This is a genomic window from Mycobacterium sp. P7213, assembly GCF_900604305.1.
Classification (GTDB): Bacteria; Actinomycetota; Actinomycetes; order Mycobacteriales; family Mycobacteriaceae; genus Mycobacterium.
This window is the reverse complement of sequence record NZ_UWOA01000015.1, coordinates 1-14,932: the sequence shown is the minus strand read 5'-3', so window position 1 is coordinate 14,932 and position 14,932 is coordinate 1. Positions and strand designations below refer to the sequence as shown.

The following is a 14,932-nucleotide window of genomic DNA, read 5'->3' as shown; positions in this document are numbered from 1 at the left end:
TGAACATCGGGGCATCCGGGGACTTTGGTACCCAGGGTGGTTGGCCTCTCCCGTCAGACGGCGCTCAGAACCACTCCGGACGCATATCCAGGGTCGTACGGTCCAGGCTCTCCAGCAGGTCCAGCTGCGGTCCGGTCTTGGGCAACTCGTATCGGAAGAAGTAGCGCGCAGCCTGGCGTTTGCCGTCGAAGAAGTCTCCGGTGCGTCCGTCTGCGGCAATCAACTGCTCCAGCCAGATCCAGGCGATCACCACATGGCCGAAGGCCTCCAGGTAGATCGCGCTGTTGGCCAGTGCGGCGTCGATGTCACCGGCGGCGAACATCCCCGCAGTGACGGCCACCAGGCGCTGGACCACGGCGTCGAGTCGTGCTGCCAATTCGGCCAGTTCGCCGCCGGCCCGATGCGCGGCCGCGATGCTCTCGCTCATCGTCCGCTGTAGTGCGGCCAGACTGGCCCCATTGCGCTGCACCACCTTGCGGCCCAACAGGTCCAGACTCTGGATGCCGTGGGTGCCCTCGTGGATCGGGTTGAGCCGGTTGTCCCGGTAGTGCTGTTCCACGTCGTACTCGCGGGTGTAGCCGTACCCGCCGTGTACCTGGATGGCCAGATCATTGGCGGCCAAACACCACTGCGAAGGCCAGCTCTTGGCAATCGGGGTGAGGATGTCCAGCAGGGCGGTGGAGTGCTCGCGTTCCTCGTCGGATTGGGCCGTGTGCTGAATGTCGACGAGCCGCGCGCAATACAGCGCCAACGCGAGCGCCCCCTCGACATACGACTTCTGCGCCAGCAGCATCCGCTTGACGTCCGCGTGCTCGATGATCGCAACCTGCGGCGCCGCAGGGTCTTTCGTCGTCGCCGGTCGGCCTTGTGGCCGGGTGCGCGCGTACTCCAGCGACTTGAGGTAGCCGGTGTAACCGAGCGCGATCGCACCCATACCCACACCCAAGCGCGCTTCGTTCATCATGTGGAACATGTAGTTCAACCCGCGGTGCTCGTCGCCCACGAGATAACCGACGGCACCCGGTTCGCCGGCGGGCTGGTGGACGCCCTCACCGAAGTTGAGCACGGTGTTGGTGATGCCGCGATAGCCCATCTTATGGTTGAGCCCGGCCAGGACGACGTCGTTGCGCTCACTGAGCGTGCCATCGGGATTCACCAGATACTTCGGCACGATGAACAGTGAGATCCCCTTGGTGCCGGCCGGACCGCCGGGGATCTTGGCCAGCACCAGATGGACGATGTTGTCGGTCAGTTCGTGCTCGCCGCCGGAGATCCACATTTTGGATCCGAACAGTCGGAAGGTGCCGTCGGCGCGCCGCTCCGCTCGGGTGGTGATGTCGGCCAGCGATGATCCGGCCTGAGTCTCCGACAGGCACATCGTCCCGGTGAAACGGCCGGCGAGCATGGGTTTGACGAAGGCGGCGATCTGCTCTTCGGTACCGAATTTGGCGAGCAGGTTCAGGTTCGCCATGGTCAACATCGGGTAGCCCGCGGTGCTGACGTTGGCAGCCATCAGCCACACGAAGCCGGCCTGGGCCACGGTCGCCGGAAGCTGCGCGCCGCCGAGGCTGTAGTCCATGGCCATGCCCATCAGCTCGGCGTCGGCGCAGGCTGCCAGTGCCTCCTTGACCTCACCGATGATGGTGACTTTCGTCCCGTCGAAGGTGGGCTCGTTCGCGTCGCTCTTTTTGTTGTGCGGGGCGAAATAGCGGGTTGCCAGCTGTTCGCACAGATCCAGGGTGTCGGAGAAGGTCTCCCGGGAGTGCTCGGAAAACCGGTCCCGTCCGGTCAGTTCCTCGACGCGCAGCCAGTCGAACAGCAGGAAGTCGAGGTCTTGCCGGGACAGCAGGGTGGACTTCATCTGGCGAACCTTTCACTGGAGCCCGAGCAGCGCGTTCTCGACGACCTCGGGCAGTGCCGGGTGGATCCAGTATTGACCGCGGGCCATCTCCGGCGCGGTGAGACCGAAACTCATCGCCTGAATCAGCGGTTGGATGATTGATGACGCCTGGTAGCCCATGATGTGCGCGCCCAACAGTCGTCCGGTGCCGCGTTCGGCGATGAGCTTGGCAAGTCCGGTGCTGTCTTCCATGGCCCAGCCGTAGGCGACGTCACCGTAGTCCTGGATCTTCACCGAGATATCGAGACCCTTTGCCAGCGCTTGGGTTTCGGTCAGCCCCACGGAGGCGATCTGTGGATCGGTGAAAACCGCGGCGGGCACATAACGGTGGTCGGTGACCCGCATCGAGTCCACGTCGTCCCAGTCGCACAGCAGGTTGTGTTGCACCACCCTGGCTTCGTGGTTGGCGACATGCTTGAGCTCATAGGGCGAGGACACGTCACCGAGCGCGAAAACCCCGCGCGCCGAGGTTCGTTGGTACTTGTCCACGCTTACCCGCCCGCCGGCGACGAGGACACCGGCCTGCTCGGCGTCCAACAGGTCGCCGTTGGGCACTCGTCCGGTAGCCACCAGCATCGCGCCGGCCTGCAGCACCGAGCCGTCGTCAAGCTCCACGACGACACCGGTCCCATCGTTGCGGGCGGCGACCACGTTGCAGTGCGTGCGCAGATCCCACTTGGCCGCGGCGATCCGGGTGAACCGTTCTGCAACCGTCTCGTCGCAGTGCCGCAGCAAGGTTGAGCCACGAATCACCACCGTGACCCGGACGCCCAAGGCGGAGAACACGTGGGCGAACTCGGCGGCGATGAAGCCACCGCCGACGATCACCAAATGCTCGGGCAGCTCGGCGATCCGCATGATGTCGTCGCTGGTGTAGTAGTGCACCCCGCTGTCGGCGATGGCGGGCGGGATCGCCGAGCGCGACCCTGCCGCGATCACCACCTGCTCGGCGCTGAACTGTTCACCGCCCGCGGTGACTAAGAGGTATCGGCCGTCGGAGCCGACCGGCCCGAACCGGGTGTGGTCGCCGTAGACGTCGACGTTGGGCAGGCTGCGGCGATACTGCTCGCCGCCGGCGGCGATCGGGTCGATCCGCCCGAACACCCGCGAGACGATATCGTCCCAGCGCACACCGTCGATGTGAGCATCGATCCCGTAGCGGGACGCTTCGGCCACCGTCTTGGCTACCTCGGCGGCGTAGACGAACATCTTGGTGGGGATGCAGCCCACATTGAGGCAGGTGCCGCCGAAAGTGCCCTGTTCGCAGATCGCCACCCGCTTGTCCGCGTAGCGCTCGTCGAGAATGCTGTTGCCCGAACCGGTTCCGATGATCGCCAGGTCGTAGCTCTCCATTGCGTCAGCCTAAACGGTGTGCGGGGCCGCAGGTCACCGCCATCCTGGCCGAGGGGATCGCAAGCGCGGCGGAGCCGGGCGCCGCCGTCCTGGATAGGCTGGTGGCGTGGCCCCATCGGTTCAGACCGAGATGACCGACGTAGCGCTGATCGGCGCGGGCATCATGAGCGCCACCTTGGGGGCGATACTGCGCCGGCTGGAACCGGGTGCCGCGATCACCGTCGTCGAACGGTTGGATTCCGCGGCCGGCGAGAGCAGCGATCCGTGGAACAACGCCGGCACCGGCCACGCCGGGCTGTGCGAGCTGTTTTACACACCGCAGCGGCCCGACGGCTCGATCGACACCGCCAAAGCCGTGCGGGTCAACGAGCAGTTCCAGGTGACCCGGCAGTTCTGGGCCTATGCCGTGGAGAACGGACTGCTGGAGGATCCGCGCGACTTCGTGCACCCGGTCCCGCACGTCAGCTTCGTCCACGGCGCCGACGGGGTGGACTACCTGCGTCGGCGTCATCGTGCGCTGGCCGACAACCCGTTGTTCGCCGGAACCGACTTCATCACCGACTTCGGCGAGTTCGCCGCGCGGCTGCCCGCGATGGCCGCCGGAAGAGACCCCAACGTTCCGGTGGCCCTGGACTGGGCGCGGCACGGCACCGACGTCGACTTCGGCGCGCTGACCGGTCAGCTGATCGGCTACGGTGTGCGGCACGGCACCGCGGTGCTCTTCGGCCACGAGGTGCGCTCGCTACGCCGGGAGCCCGATGGCAGCTGGACGTTGACTCTGGTCAACCGCAGAATCGGCGAAACCCGAAGACTCAATGCCAAATTCGTGTTCATCGGAGCCGGGGGAGCGACCCTGGGCCTGCTGCAGCGCGCGGGAATCCCCGAAGCGCGGGGCTTCGGCGGCTTCCCGATCGGCGGGGTGTTCCTGCGCTGCGGGGCCACCGAGCTCACCGCCGCGCACCGCGCCAAGGTGTACGGGGCTCCGGTGCCGGGCGCGCCGTCGACGACCGCCCCGCACCTGGACGCCCGACTGGTCAACGGTGCGTCGTGGCTACTGTTCGGACCGTTTGCCGGATGGTCGCCGAAGTTCCTCAAGCACGGCCGCGCCACCGACCTGCCGCGATCGGTCCGCTTCGACAACGTGCGGTCACTGCTGGGCGCCGGGATCCGGGAGCGCGAATTGGTCGGCTACCTCCTCGGCCAACTGCGGCGAACCCACGGCTCCCGCATCGAGGCACTACGGGAGTTCCTTCCGGCCGCGGATGACGCGGACTGGCACGAGATCCGGGCCGGCCAGCGGGTGCAGGTCATCCGCGGCGGACAGCTCGATTTCGACACCACGATCGTCAGCGCCGGCGACGGCAGCATCGCGGGACTGCTCGGTGCCTCGCCCGGGGCATCGACCGCGGTGCCGACCATGCTGGAGGTGCTGGCGCGCTGCTTCGCCGGGAGGTTCGCCGACTGGCTGCCGGCGCTCAAAGAGATGGTGCCCTCGCTGGGTGCGCGACTGTCTGACGAGCCGGTGTTGTTCGAGCAGGTGTGGGAGTGGGGCAGCCAAAAGCTGCAACTCAGCTGACGGTCGCGCCGGGGCTGATGGTGGCGACCCGTTGCGCCCGGCTTCGCCGCGCTGACGGCCGCACGGGGGCTGATGGTGGCGACCCGTTGCGCCCGGCTTCGCCGCGCTGACGGTCGCCACTAGAGTTATCGGGTGACCGAGAATCCCTACCTAGCCGGTTTACGGCTGGCCGGCCGCAAGGTTGTTGTCGTGGGCGCGGGAAGCGTCGCGCAGCGGCGTCTTCCGCTGTTGGTGGACAGTGGCGCGCAGGTGCTGGTGATCGCACCCAGCGCCACCCCGGCGGTCGAAGCGCTGGGCGAGCGTAGGCCGGGCATCACATTGGTCTCGCGCACCTACCGCGACGGGGATCTGGCCGATGCCTGGTACGCGATCGCGGCCACCGACGACCCGGAGGTCAACGCCGCCATCGTGGCCGAGGCGGACCGTCGCCAGATCTTCTGTGTGCGAGCCGATCTGGCCGTCGAGGGTTCCGCGGTCACCCCGGCCACCTTCGCTTACTCCGGGCTGTCGGTGGGCGTGCTGGCCGGCGGCGAGCACAACCGGTCGGCGGCGATCCGCTCGGCGATCCGGGAGGCCCTGCAGAGCGGCACCATCACCGTGGACGCAGAGGCGACCCCCGATGTGGTGCGTGGCGGTGTGGCGCTGGTGGGTGGCGGGCCGGGCGACCCAGAACTGATCACGGTGCGTGGCCGTCGCATGCTTGCGCACGCCGATGTCGTGGTGGCCGACCGGCTCGCGCCGCCGGAGCTGCTCGCCGAACTGCCCCCGACCGTCGAAGTCGTCGACGCCGCCAAGATCCCCTATGGGCGGGCCATGGCCCAGGACGCCATCAACGCCCTGATGATCGAACGTGCCAAGGCCGGCAAGTTCGTGGTGCGCCTCAAGGGCGGCGACCCGTTCGTGTTCGCCCGCGGCTATGAAGAGGTGCTGGCCTGTGCCGACGCCGGGATTCCGGTGACGGTTGTGCCGGGTGTGACCAGTGCCATAGCGGTCCCGGCCCTGGCCGGGGTACCGGTCACCCATCGGGCCGTGAACCACGAATTTGTGGTGGTCAGCGGGCATGTCGCACCCGACGATCCCGAATCGTTAGTGAATTGGGACGCCCTGGCCGCAATGCGCGGAACGATCGTGTTGCTGATGGCTGTCGAACGCATCGAGCAATTCAGCGCGGTGCTGCAAAAGGGCGGTCGACCTGCGAATACGCCGGTTCTGGTAGTGCAACACGGCACCACGCCGGCCCAGCACACGCTGCGAGCGACCCTGGCCGACGCGCCCGAGAAAATCCGCGCGGAGGGCATCCGACCTCCCGCGATCGTGATTATCGGCGCCGTCGCAGGTCTCGGGGTTTAAACAGCTCTTAATATTACTGTAGGGTAGCCGGTTATGACTGCACTCGATGATGCAGGGCGGGCGAGCGCGCAGTGGTCCGAAGGTGCGACCGGGGCGGTTCCCCCTGGACGTAGCGGCTCCGATCTCGTGAGCTGGACCAGCAAATATGTGTCGTCCTGGCTGCCGTCTCGTCGCTTTATCTACGCCGTGATCGCCATCGGTGGCATGCAGCTGCTGGCCACCATGGACAGCACTGTCGCAATCGTTGCGCTTCCTAAGATCCAGGACGACCTGGGCTTGTCCGACGCGGGTCGCGGCTGGGTGATCAGTGCCTACGTCCTGACCTTCGGCGGCCTGATGCTGCTGGGCGGGCGACTCGGCGACACCATCGGCCGCAAGCGCACCTTCATCAGCGGGGTCGCGCTGTTCACCATCGCGTCGGTGCTCTGTGCCGTGGCCTGGGATGCGCCCACCTTGGTGATCGCGCGACTCCTGCAGGGTGTCGGCTCAGCCATCGCCTCACCGACGGCGTTGGCGCTCATCGCCACCACGTTCCCGAAGGGGCCGGCCCGCAATGCCGCCACCGCGATATTCGGAGCCATGACCGCCGTCGGCTCGGTGATGGGCCTGGTGGTCGGCGGCGCGCTGACCGAGGTGTCATGGCGGCTGGCGTTCGGGATCAACGTGCCCATCGGCCTGCTGATGGTCTACCTGGCCCGCACCGCGCTGACCGAGACCCACCGGGAGCGCATGAAGCTGGATGCCGCCGGCGCGCTGCTGGCGACGCTGGGCTGCACGGCCGCGGTGTTTGCCTTCACGATTGGCCCGGAGAAGGGCTGGATCTCGGTCATCACCATCGGCTCGGGTGTGGTCGCGGTCTTGGCGCTGCTGGCGTTCGCTGTGGTGGAGCGCACCGCCGAGAATCCGGTCGTGCCGTTCAGCCTGTTCAAGGACCGCAACCGGCTGCTGACCTTCGCGGCGATCTTCCTCGCCGGCGGCGTGCTGTTCACCTTGACCGTGACCATCGGTCTGTACGTGCAGGATCTGATGGGTTATTCGGCCTTGCGTGCCGGCGTGGGATTTATCCCGTTCGTCATCGGGCTGGGTGTCGGCCTGGGCCTGTCGTCCCAGCTGGTGCGCCGGTTCCCGCCCCGGGTGCTGGTGATCTCCGGCGGCGTCGTATTGCTGGGCGCGATGATCTACGGCTCGACGATCAACCGCAACCTCCCGTACTTCCCGAACTTCGTCACGTTGATCGTGCTCGGTGGGCTCGGTATCGGCGTGATCGTGGTGCCGCTGACCCTGTCGGCGATCGCCGGCGTGGGCTTCGACCAGATCGGCCCGACTTCGGCGATCGCACTGATGCTGCAGAACCTGGGCGGGCCGATGGTTCTGGCGGTCATCCAGGCCGTCATCACGTCGCGCACCCTGTACCTCGGCGGCACCAACATGCCGGTCAAGACCATGAATCCCGCGCAGATCGCCGCGTTGGATTCCGCCTACACCTATGGGCTGCTGTGGATTGCCGCGGTGGCGGTCCTGGTCGGTGGGATCTCCTTGCTGATCGGTTACACCGCCAAGCAGGTCGCGCATGCCCAGGACGTGCAGGACGCGTTCGGCGCCCTGTAACTTCGCCCGGAGGTCACGTCGGCGGGGCCGTCGGTGGCTAAGCTGACCTGCTATGGCCGCGCCGGGGGAATCCCAGTCGGCCGGCCGGTCGTTGTCGTCGAGCGTGCTCGGTATCGCCATCGTGGCGATCACCGGTATGCAACTGATGTCGACGCTGGACGGCACCATCGTCGTGGTGGCGCTGCCGCGGATGCAGGCCGACCTTGATCTGTCCGACGCTGCCAAGAGCTGGGTCATCACCGCCTACGTGTTGACCTTCGGCGGCTTGTTGCTACTCGGCGGCCGAGTGGGCGACGCCATCGGACGGAAGCGGGCGTTCGTCTCCGGGGTCGGGGTGTTCACTATCGCCTCGCTGGTCTGCGGGGTGGCTACCGACTCTGCCACCTTGATCGCCGCCCGGGCGGTCCAGGGCATTGGGGCCGCCATAGCCGCACCGACCGGCCTGGCGCTCATCGCGACGACCTACGCGCCCGGTCAGGCCCGGAATCGGGCGATGGCGGTGTCGGCCGCCATGCAGGGCATCGGCTCGGTCATGGGCCTGGTGCTCGGTGGTGCCCTCACGGTCATCTCGTGGCGGCTGGCGTTTTTGATCAACATCCCGATCGGGATCGTCATCGTGACGATAGCGGTGTCGCGGTTGACCGAAACCAACGCCGAACGGCTCCGGCTGGACCTCACCGGGGCACTGCTGGCCACCGGCGCGTGCACCGCGGCGGTGCTGGTCTTCACCCAGGGCCCGCCCCAGGGCTGGGTGAGCCCGTGGGTGATCGGCGCTGGCGCCGCCGCGGCGCTGTTCCTACTGGCCTTTCTGCTCGTCGAACGCAACGCCGCCAACCCACTGGTACCGGCAGCGGTGTTCGACAACCCCAGCCGGGTCGCCACCTTCACGGCGTACTTCATCGCAGGCGGCGTGATGCTCACGGTGAGCGTGATGATCGGACTACTGGTTCAAGACGTGCTGGGCTACTCGGCCCTGCGCGCCGGTATCTGCTTTATCCCGTTTGCGGTGGCAATGGGTGTCGGCAACTTGTTGACCAGTTGGGCGGCCGCGCTGATCGCGCCGCGCTGGCTCATCATCGGCGCCGGCAGCCTGGTCTGGGCCGCCATGCTGTTCGGGTCGACGCTGGACCGTGGCGTGCCGTACGTCCCCGACCTGGTGATGCTGTTCGTCGTGGGTGGCTTCGGCATCGGCGTGATCTCGGTGGTGCTGCCGCTGTGTGCGGTGGCCGACGTCGGCCCACGCGAGATCGGCCCGGTCTCGGCGGTCACGTTGATGGTCTACAACCTGGGCGGCCCGGTGGTCCTGGTGATCATCCAGGCCGTGCAGACCTCGCGAACGCTGTACCTGGGCGGCACCACCGGCCCGGTGAAGAACATGACCGACAGCCAACTGGATGCGCTCGGCCACGGCTACACCTATTCACTGCTGTGGGTTGCCGCGCTTGCCGTGCTGGTGGGTGCGGCGGCACTGTTCATCAGGTTCTCGGCCGACCAGATCGCCCGCGCCCAGCACACCCTGGAGGCGATGGAGGCTGGGCAGCTGTAGGGGCGCCGGGCAGGTCCGCGCCTCCTCGCGGCTGAAGATAGGCTCTCGGCCTGTGATCACCCGGATGTCCGAACTGTTCCTGCGCACCCTGCGCGACGMCCCCGCCGATGCCGAAGTCCCCAGCCACAAGCTGCTGATCCGGGCCGGTTACATCCGGCCGATCGCGCCCGGTCTGTACAGCTGGCTGCCGCTCGGTCTGCGGGTGCTGCGCAACATCGAGCGGGTGGTCCGCGAAGAGATGAACGCCATCGGCGGCCAGGAGATCCTGTTCCCGGCGCTGCTGCCGCGCGCACCGTACGAGACCACCAACCGCTGGACCGAGTACGGCGACGGACTGTTCCGGCTCAAGGACCGCCGCGACAACGACTACCTGCTGGGCCCCACCCACGAGGAACTGTTCACCCTGACTGTCAAGGGGGAGTACAGCTCCTACAAGGACTTCCCGGTGGTGCTGTATCAGATCCAGACCAAGTACCGCGATGAGGCGCGGCCCCGGGCCGGCATCCTGCGCGGCCGCGAATTCGTCATGAAGGACTCGTACTCCTTCGATGTCGACGACGCCGGTCTGGCCACCGCCTATGACGCGCACCGGGTGGCTTATCAGAAGATCTTCGATCGGCTCGGCGTGCGGTATGTGATCGTCTCCGCGGTCTCGGGCGCCATGGGTGGGTCGGCCTCCGAGGAGTTCCTCGCCGAGAGCGCAGTCGGTGAAGACACCTTCGTGCGCTGCCTCGAGTCCGGCTACGCCGCCAACGTCGAAGCCGTGACCACCGCCCGCCCCGAGCCGCAACCGGTGGACGGCTTGGCGGAACCGCAGATTCACGACACCGGTGACACCCCGACGATCGCCACCCTGGTGGACTGGGCCAACGGCGCACTGGACCGTACTGTCACCGCCGCCGACACCCTCAAGAACGTCCTGCTCAAGGTCCGCCAGCCCGACGGCGAGTGGGAGCTGCTGGGCATCGGGGTGCCGGGCGACCGCGAGATCGACGAGAAGCGCCTCGGCGCGGCGCTCGAACCGGCCGAATACGCCCTGCTCGGAGACGGTGATTTCGTCAAGCACCCGTTCCTGGTGAAGGGCTACATCGGCCCGAAGGCACTGCAGGACAATGGCGTCCGCTACCTAGTGGACCCCCGTGTGGTGGATGGCACCAGCTGGATCACCGGAGCCGACGCACCCGGCAAACACGTCGTGGGGCTGGTCGCCGGGCGCGATTTCCATGCCGACGGCACCATTGAGGCGGCCGAGGTCCGCGACGGGGACCCGTCACCGGATGGGGCCGGCCCGCTGGTCAGCGCCCGGGGCATCGAGATCGCCCACATCTTCCAGCTCGGCCGCAAGTACACCGACGCGTTTGCCGCCGACGTCCTCGGCGAGGATGGCCGTCCGGTGCGGCTCACCATGGGCTCCTACGGCGTCGGCGTCTCCCGGCTGGTAGCTGTCATCGCCGAACAGCAGCACGACGAGCTGGGCTTGCGGTGGCCGTCGCAGGTCGCTCCCTTCGACGTACACGTGGTTGTTGCCAACAAGGACGAGGCCGCGCGCGCCGGCGCGACCGAGCTGGCCGCCGAACTGGACCGGCTTGGTCTGGAGGTGCTCTTCGACGACCGGAAAGCCTCGCCGGGGGTGAAATTCAAGGATTCCGAGCTGATCGGGATGCCATGGATCGTCGTGCTGGGCCGCGGCTGGGCTGACGGCGTTGTCGAACTGCGCGACCGCTTCTCCGGGCAGACCCGCGAGCTGGCCGTCGGGGCGGAGTTGGCCGGGCAGATCGTGGCCGCGGTCCGCGCCGAAGACGGTTAACCCGACGGCTGGCTGCGCATGGTGCCGCGCGCAACGCGGGTCGAGGTCAGTCTCGCTCAGTCCTGGCCGCCCGGGAAGGCCTGGGTGATCGGCCAGTTGCCCGCCGCGCGGTTCCAGTGCGCGGCCAGCACGGCGCTTTGGCCGAGCGCGGTCGCCGCGAACTCCCGGTCGGTGGCCTCGCTGGCCTGCTCGACGACCGCGCGCCAGGCCGCCGCCGTGTCGTATTCCATCCGGACCGCCAACCGCAGGGCCTCGTTGGACGTGGTCACCGGCAGGGGCAACTGATACCCGGCCGCGGCGGGCGGGACGGCGACCGAGCGGCTGGTCAGGATCGCGATGGTGCGGTCCCGGCGTTCACGGTGCTGACGGATGGTGGTGACCACCAGGGCGTTGAACTCCGGCAGCGAGTACGCCGACACCAGTCCGTAGCCGTAGACGACGCCGTATTCGGTGGCCAGGGCATCAATGAGGGCCGCGTCGGGGCCCGACGCCGGGCGGGGTTGCGGAGATGTCATGCCTGCGGCACCAGGGCTACTGCGTAGGAAGCCGTGCACGCTGCGGCGATGGAGGCCAGCAGTCCGGCCCGGTAACCCGACGAGGCGACCGCCAGCTTCCCGGCGCTGTCGGCGGCGGCCCGCAACGCGTTGACCACCTGCGAGACCGGTGGAGCGGGCCCGTCCGGCGCGGCACCGGGGGTGGTGGTTTCGGCCTCGTCCGCCGGTGTCTTCCCGGCGGCGCGGGCGATCTCGGCTGCCAGTGCCCGGGCGTGCTCGGTTCGCTCCCGCGCCACCTGATCCAGTGCTGCGGCCACCGCCTTGGACTCCGGGTCGACCAGTGCCGCGGCGGCTGCGGCGGCCAGCTCACTGTCGCGCATTGCCAGTTGGCGTTGCGCTTCCAGGTCGTCGACGGCGGGGGTCGTTGGAGCCGAGCTGCAGGCCGGCGCGGCAAGGGCCAGCAGGGCGAGCATCCCGGCGCCGGTGAGCACGCGCCGTCGGTCGATGGCGGACAGGGGGCCGGGCACCCTGACATCCTGCCATTGCGGCTGCGCGGTAGGGACGCGACGTGGCCGCGAGCGTGCCAAGGTACGCTGACGGGCGCTTTTGCCGGTTTGCTGTGGCTGTGTTTCCCACGGCGTATCGTTGATAACTGGTTCCCGGCCGCGCCTGGCGCGTGGGAACGCGCCGACTGAACAACTCAAGATGAGGAGCTCGCCGTGGCCACCGGGCTACCTTCCCAGACTCAGGTGATCGAGCTGCTCGATGCTGAGTTCACCCGCGCCGGATTCGAGATCGAGGACGTCGTGGTCGACGATCAGGACGCACTGCCGCGAATCACCGTGGTAGCCGACGGCGACACCCCACTGGATCTGGACACCGCCGCGGCGTTGGCCCGCTCGGCGTCGGAGTTGCTCGACACCCTGGAATTCGACAGTCAATACGTGCTGGAGGTCAGCTCGCCCGGCGTGGGCCGGCCGCTGACCTCCGCGAAACATTTTCGGCGTGCGCACGGTCGCAAAGTTGAGTTGACGCTGTCCGACGGGTCGGGGCTGACCGGTCGAGTGGGCGTCGTCGACGACGACGTCGTGACGCTGGTGGTGCGTGCCGGGCGGGACTGGAATCGTCGCCGGCTGCCGCTGAGCGAGATCAGCCGAGCCGTGGTGCAAGTCGAATTCTCGCCGCCGGGCGAACGTGAGTTGGAGCTGGCGGGCATCAAAGCCCCTGCGGGGGAAACGGAGGCCGGAGCATGAACTGCGCCGGCGACGATGCGGTGGGGACACCCCAAGCCGGTCAGCGGCTAGGAGGTCGTAGCTACGGAGAGGAGTGGCGCCAATGAACATCGATATGGCCGCGCTGCACGCTATCGAGGCAGACAAGGGCATTTCGGTTGACGTGGTCGTGGACACGATCAAATCGGCGTTGCTCACCGCGTACCGCCACACCGAAGGTCATCAGGCTGACGCGGTGATCGATGTCGACCGGAAGACCGGCGTGGTGCGGGTGATGGCACGCGAGACCGATGACGACGGCAACGTGATCAGCGAATACGACGACACTCCCGAGGGTTTCGGGCGTATCGCGGCGACCACGGCCCGTCAGGTGATCCTGCAGCGGCTGCGGGACGCCGAAAACGAGAAGGCCTACGGCGAATTCTCGGCGCGGGAGGGCGACATCGTCGCCGGAGTCGTCCAGCGCGACGCCCGGGAGAACGCGCGCGGTGTCATCGTGGTGCGACTCGGTACCGAGGCCAAGGGCTTCGACGGTGTCATCCGCCCCGCCGAACAGGCACCCGGTGAGGCCTATGAGCACGGCGACCGGCTGCGCTGCTACGTGATCGGTGTGACTCGGGGCCTGCGGGAACCGCGGATCGAGCTGTCGCGGACCCACCCAAACCTGGTGCGCAAGCTGTTCGCCTTGGAGGTCCCCGAGATCGCCGACGGATCGGTGGAGATCGTCGCGGTCGCCCGCGAGGCAGGCCACCGATCCAAGATCGCGGTGGCCTCGCAGATTCCCGGACTCAACGCCAAGGGCGCCTGCATCGGCCCGATGGGCCAGCGGGTGCGCAACGTGATGAGCGAACTGGCCGGCGAGAAGATCGACATCATCGACTACGACGAGGACCCGGCGCGCTTCGTGGGCAACGCGTTGTCACCGGCCAAGGTGGTGTCGGTGACCGTGATCGACCAGGCCGCCCGGGCCGCGCGCGTGGTGGTGCCGGACTTCCAGCTGTCATTGGCCATCGGCAAGGAAGGCCAGAACGCCCGGTTGGCGGCCCGGCTCACCGGCTGGCGCATCGATATCCGCAGCGACGTCCCGGAGCCCGGCGCCAATGGCGCTGAGCGTGAGGCCGGCCAGGGCGTGCCGCACGAAGCCTGAGCGGAACGCGACCAGCGCGCCGCCGGATTCAGGTGGTTCGGGTCATCGCCGTTGTATGGGTAGACTGAGCCGTGATCCAGCGCGAGACTTCGACAACCGCCTCGCGGACGCACCGTTCCCCAGATGGACCGGTGCGCACGTGTGTCGGATGCCGGAAACGTGCGTTGACCGTCGAATTGCTTCGGGTGGTCGCGGTGTCAACGGAGAACGGCAACGGCGCCGTGATTATTGACCGCGCGGGCAACCAGCCGGGGCGGGGTGCGTGGTTGCATCCCGCATCGGAGTGCCTGCACGCGGCGATTCGAAGACGGGCATTCGTGCGCGCGCTGCGGATCAGCGGTTCTCCGGATGTATCCGGGGTGGAGGAGTGCTTCGAAGGATTCGAAGGTCCGCTCACCTCCCCGGGCAACAGAACAGGTAGCGAAGAACATGAGCACACCGTGAAGTCCCGATGACCATGCGTCATAGCTAAACCCGAGGCGCGGCCCACCACCGCTGTCGCCTCATAGACAGGAGATGTAGTGGCAAAGGCCCGCGTACACGAGTTGGCCAAGGAACTCGGTGTCACCAGCAAGGAAGTTCTCGCCCGCCTGAGCGAGCAGGGCGAATTCGTAAAATCGGCATCCTCAACCGTGGAAGCCCCCGTCGCGCGGCGCCTGCGCGAGTCCTTCGGCGGCGGCAAGCCCGCGCCCAAGGCCGAAGCGGCCGCAGCCCCAGCGCCCGCCAAGGCCGCTCCGGCCCCGGCGGCGACTCCGGGACCGGCCAAGCCGGCACCGGCCCCGGCGGCTGACGGTGAGGCCGCCAAGCCCGCCGCGCCCGCGGCCGCCAAGCCGGCAGCTCCGGCAGCTCCAGCGGCTCCGCCCGCGCCCGCGGCAGAGACCCCGCCGCCGGGGCCGGAGCGGCCTTGGCGGGCGCTGGG

13 protein-coding genes are annotated in these 14,932 nt (G+C 67.9%); 9 read left to right on the top strand and 4 right to left on the bottom strand.

Annotated elements, in window-relative coordinates; all coding sequences use genetic code 11:
- Positions 1 to 64 precede the first annotated feature (64 nt).
- A complete protein-coding gene (locus tag EJK91_RS07550; protein ID WP_046301481.1) occupies positions 65 to 1,861 on the bottom strand; it encodes an acyl-CoA dehydrogenase in 1,797 nt (598 codons plus the stop codon).
- A gap of 12 nt (positions 1,862 to 1,873) precedes the next feature.
- The gene (gene mtr, locus EJK91_RS07545; RefSeq protein ID WP_046301482.1) at positions 1,874 to 3,253 is read right to left on the bottom strand and encodes a mycothione reductase; all 1,380 of its coding nucleotides are present in this window, start codon (positions 3,251 to 3,253) and stop codon (positions 1,874 to 1,876) included.
- A gap of 130 nt (positions 3,254 to 3,383) precedes the next feature.
- On the opposite strand from mtr, the gene mqo reads away from it, so the two are divergent.
- From mqo to EJK91_RS07520, 5 genes are all read left to right on the top strand, one after another.
- Positions 3,384 to 4,829 carry a malate dehydrogenase (quinone) gene (gene mqo / locus EJK91_RS07540; protein WP_125078626.1) on the top strand — a complete coding sequence of 482 codons (1,446 nt, stop codon included), beginning with the start codon at positions 3,384 to 3,386 and terminating at the stop codon, positions 4,827 to 4,829.
- Positions 4,830 to 4,961: 132 nt separating this feature from the next.
- Positions 4,962 to 6,179 carry a uroporphyrinogen-III C-methyltransferase gene (cobA, locus tag EJK91_RS07535; RefSeq protein WP_125078600.1) on the top strand — a complete coding sequence of 406 codons (1,218 nt, stop codon included), beginning with the start codon at positions 4,962 to 4,964 and terminating at the stop codon, positions 6,177 to 6,179.
- A 204-nt stretch (positions 6,180 to 6,383) separates the two neighbouring features.
- Positions 6,384 to 7,787 (top strand): MFS transporter, encoded by a 1,404-nt coding sequence (locus EJK91_RS07530; protein WP_369797610.1) that lies wholly within the window; start codon positions 6,384 to 6,386, stop codon positions 7,785 to 7,787.
- 52 nt (positions 7,788 to 7,839) lie between these two features.
- The gene (locus EJK91_RS07525; protein WP_125078599.1) at positions 7,840 to 9,333 is read left to right on the top strand and encodes an MFS transporter; all 1,494 of its coding nucleotides are present in this window, start codon (positions 7,840 to 7,842) and stop codon (positions 9,331 to 9,333) included.
- 52 nt (positions 9,334 to 9,385) lie between these two features.
- The gene (locus EJK91_RS07520) at positions 9,386 to 11,140 is read left to right on the top strand and encodes a proline--tRNA ligase (protein ID WP_125078598.1); all 1,755 of its coding nucleotides are present in this window, start codon (positions 9,386 to 9,388) and stop codon (positions 11,138 to 11,140) included.
- Between the two features lie 56 nt (positions 11,141 to 11,196).
- Here EJK91_RS07520 and EJK91_RS07515 read toward each other — a convergent pair whose 3' ends face one another.
- Positions 11,197 to 11,655, bottom strand: coding sequence for a ferritin-like domain-containing protein (locus EJK91_RS07515; RefSeq protein ID WP_024443173.1), 459 nt, complete (start codon positions 11,653 to 11,655; stop codon positions 11,197 to 11,199).
- Positions 11,652 to 12,107, bottom strand: a complete 456-nt coding sequence (locus EJK91_RS07510) for a hypothetical protein (RefSeq protein ID WP_369797609.1) — start codon at positions 12,105 to 12,107, stop codon at positions 11,652 to 11,654. The genes EJK91_RS07515 and EJK91_RS07510 overlap by 4 nt, the downstream gene beginning before the upstream one ends.
- Positions 12,108 to 12,353: 246 nt before the next feature.
- Here EJK91_RS07510 and rimP point away from each other — a divergent pair, with 246 nt between their 5' ends.
- The 4 genes from rimP to EJK91_RS07490 all read left to right on the top strand — a co-directional run.
- Entirely contained in the window at positions 12,354 to 12,887 is a 534-nt protein-coding gene (gene rimP / locus EJK91_RS07505; protein WP_024443171.1) for a ribosome maturation factor RimP, read from the top strand.
- A gap of 82 nt (positions 12,888 to 12,969) precedes the next feature.
- A complete protein-coding gene (nusA, locus tag EJK91_RS07500; protein ID WP_024443170.1) occupies positions 12,970 to 14,013 on the top strand; it encodes a transcription termination factor NusA in 1,044 nt (347 codons plus the stop codon).
- 164 nt (positions 14,014 to 14,177) lie between these two features.
- The gene (locus EJK91_RS07495) at positions 14,178 to 14,468 is read left to right on the top strand and encodes a YlxR family protein (protein ID WP_444850802.1); all 291 of its coding nucleotides are present in this window, start codon (positions 14,178 to 14,180) and stop codon (positions 14,466 to 14,468) included.
- Between the two features lie 66 nt (positions 14,469 to 14,534).
- Positions 14,535 to 14,932, top strand: a 398-nt coding sequence (locus EJK91_RS07490) for a translation initiation factor IF-2 N-terminal domain-containing protein (protein ID WP_206430392.1), incomplete at its 3' end; no start/stop codon positions are given.

Coding starts and splice junctions, on each gene's coding strand:
- EJK91_RS07530 (WP_369797610.1), top strand. CDS start 6,384: ATGCAGCTGCTGGCCACCATGGACAGCACTGTCGCAATCGTTGCGCTT.
- mtr (WP_046301482.1), bottom strand. CDS start 3,253: ATGGAGAGCTACGACCTGGCGATCATCGGAACCGGTTCGGGCAACAGC.
- nusA (WP_024443170.1), top strand. CDS start 12,970: ATGAACATCGATATGGCCGCGCTGCACGCTATCGAGGCAGACAAGGGC.
- EJK91_RS07515 (WP_024443173.1), bottom strand. CDS start 11,655: ATGACATCTCCGCAACCCCGCCCGGCGTCGGGCCCCGACGCGGCCCTC.
- mqo (WP_125078626.1), top strand. CDS start 3,384: ATGACCGACGTAGCGCTGATCGGCGCGGGCATCATGAGCGCCACCTTG.
- EJK91_RS07550 (WP_046301481.1), bottom strand. CDS start 1,861: ATGAAGTCCACCCTGCTGTCCCGGCAAGACCTCGACTTCCTGCTGTTC.
- EJK91_RS07525 (WP_125078599.1), top strand. CDS start 7,840: ATGGCCGCGCCGGGGGAATCCCAGTCGGCCGGCCGGTCGTTGTCGTCG.
- EJK91_RS07510 (WP_369797609.1), bottom strand. CDS start 12,107: ATGCTCGCCCTGCTGGCCCTTGCCGCGCCGGCCTGCAGCTCGGCTCCA.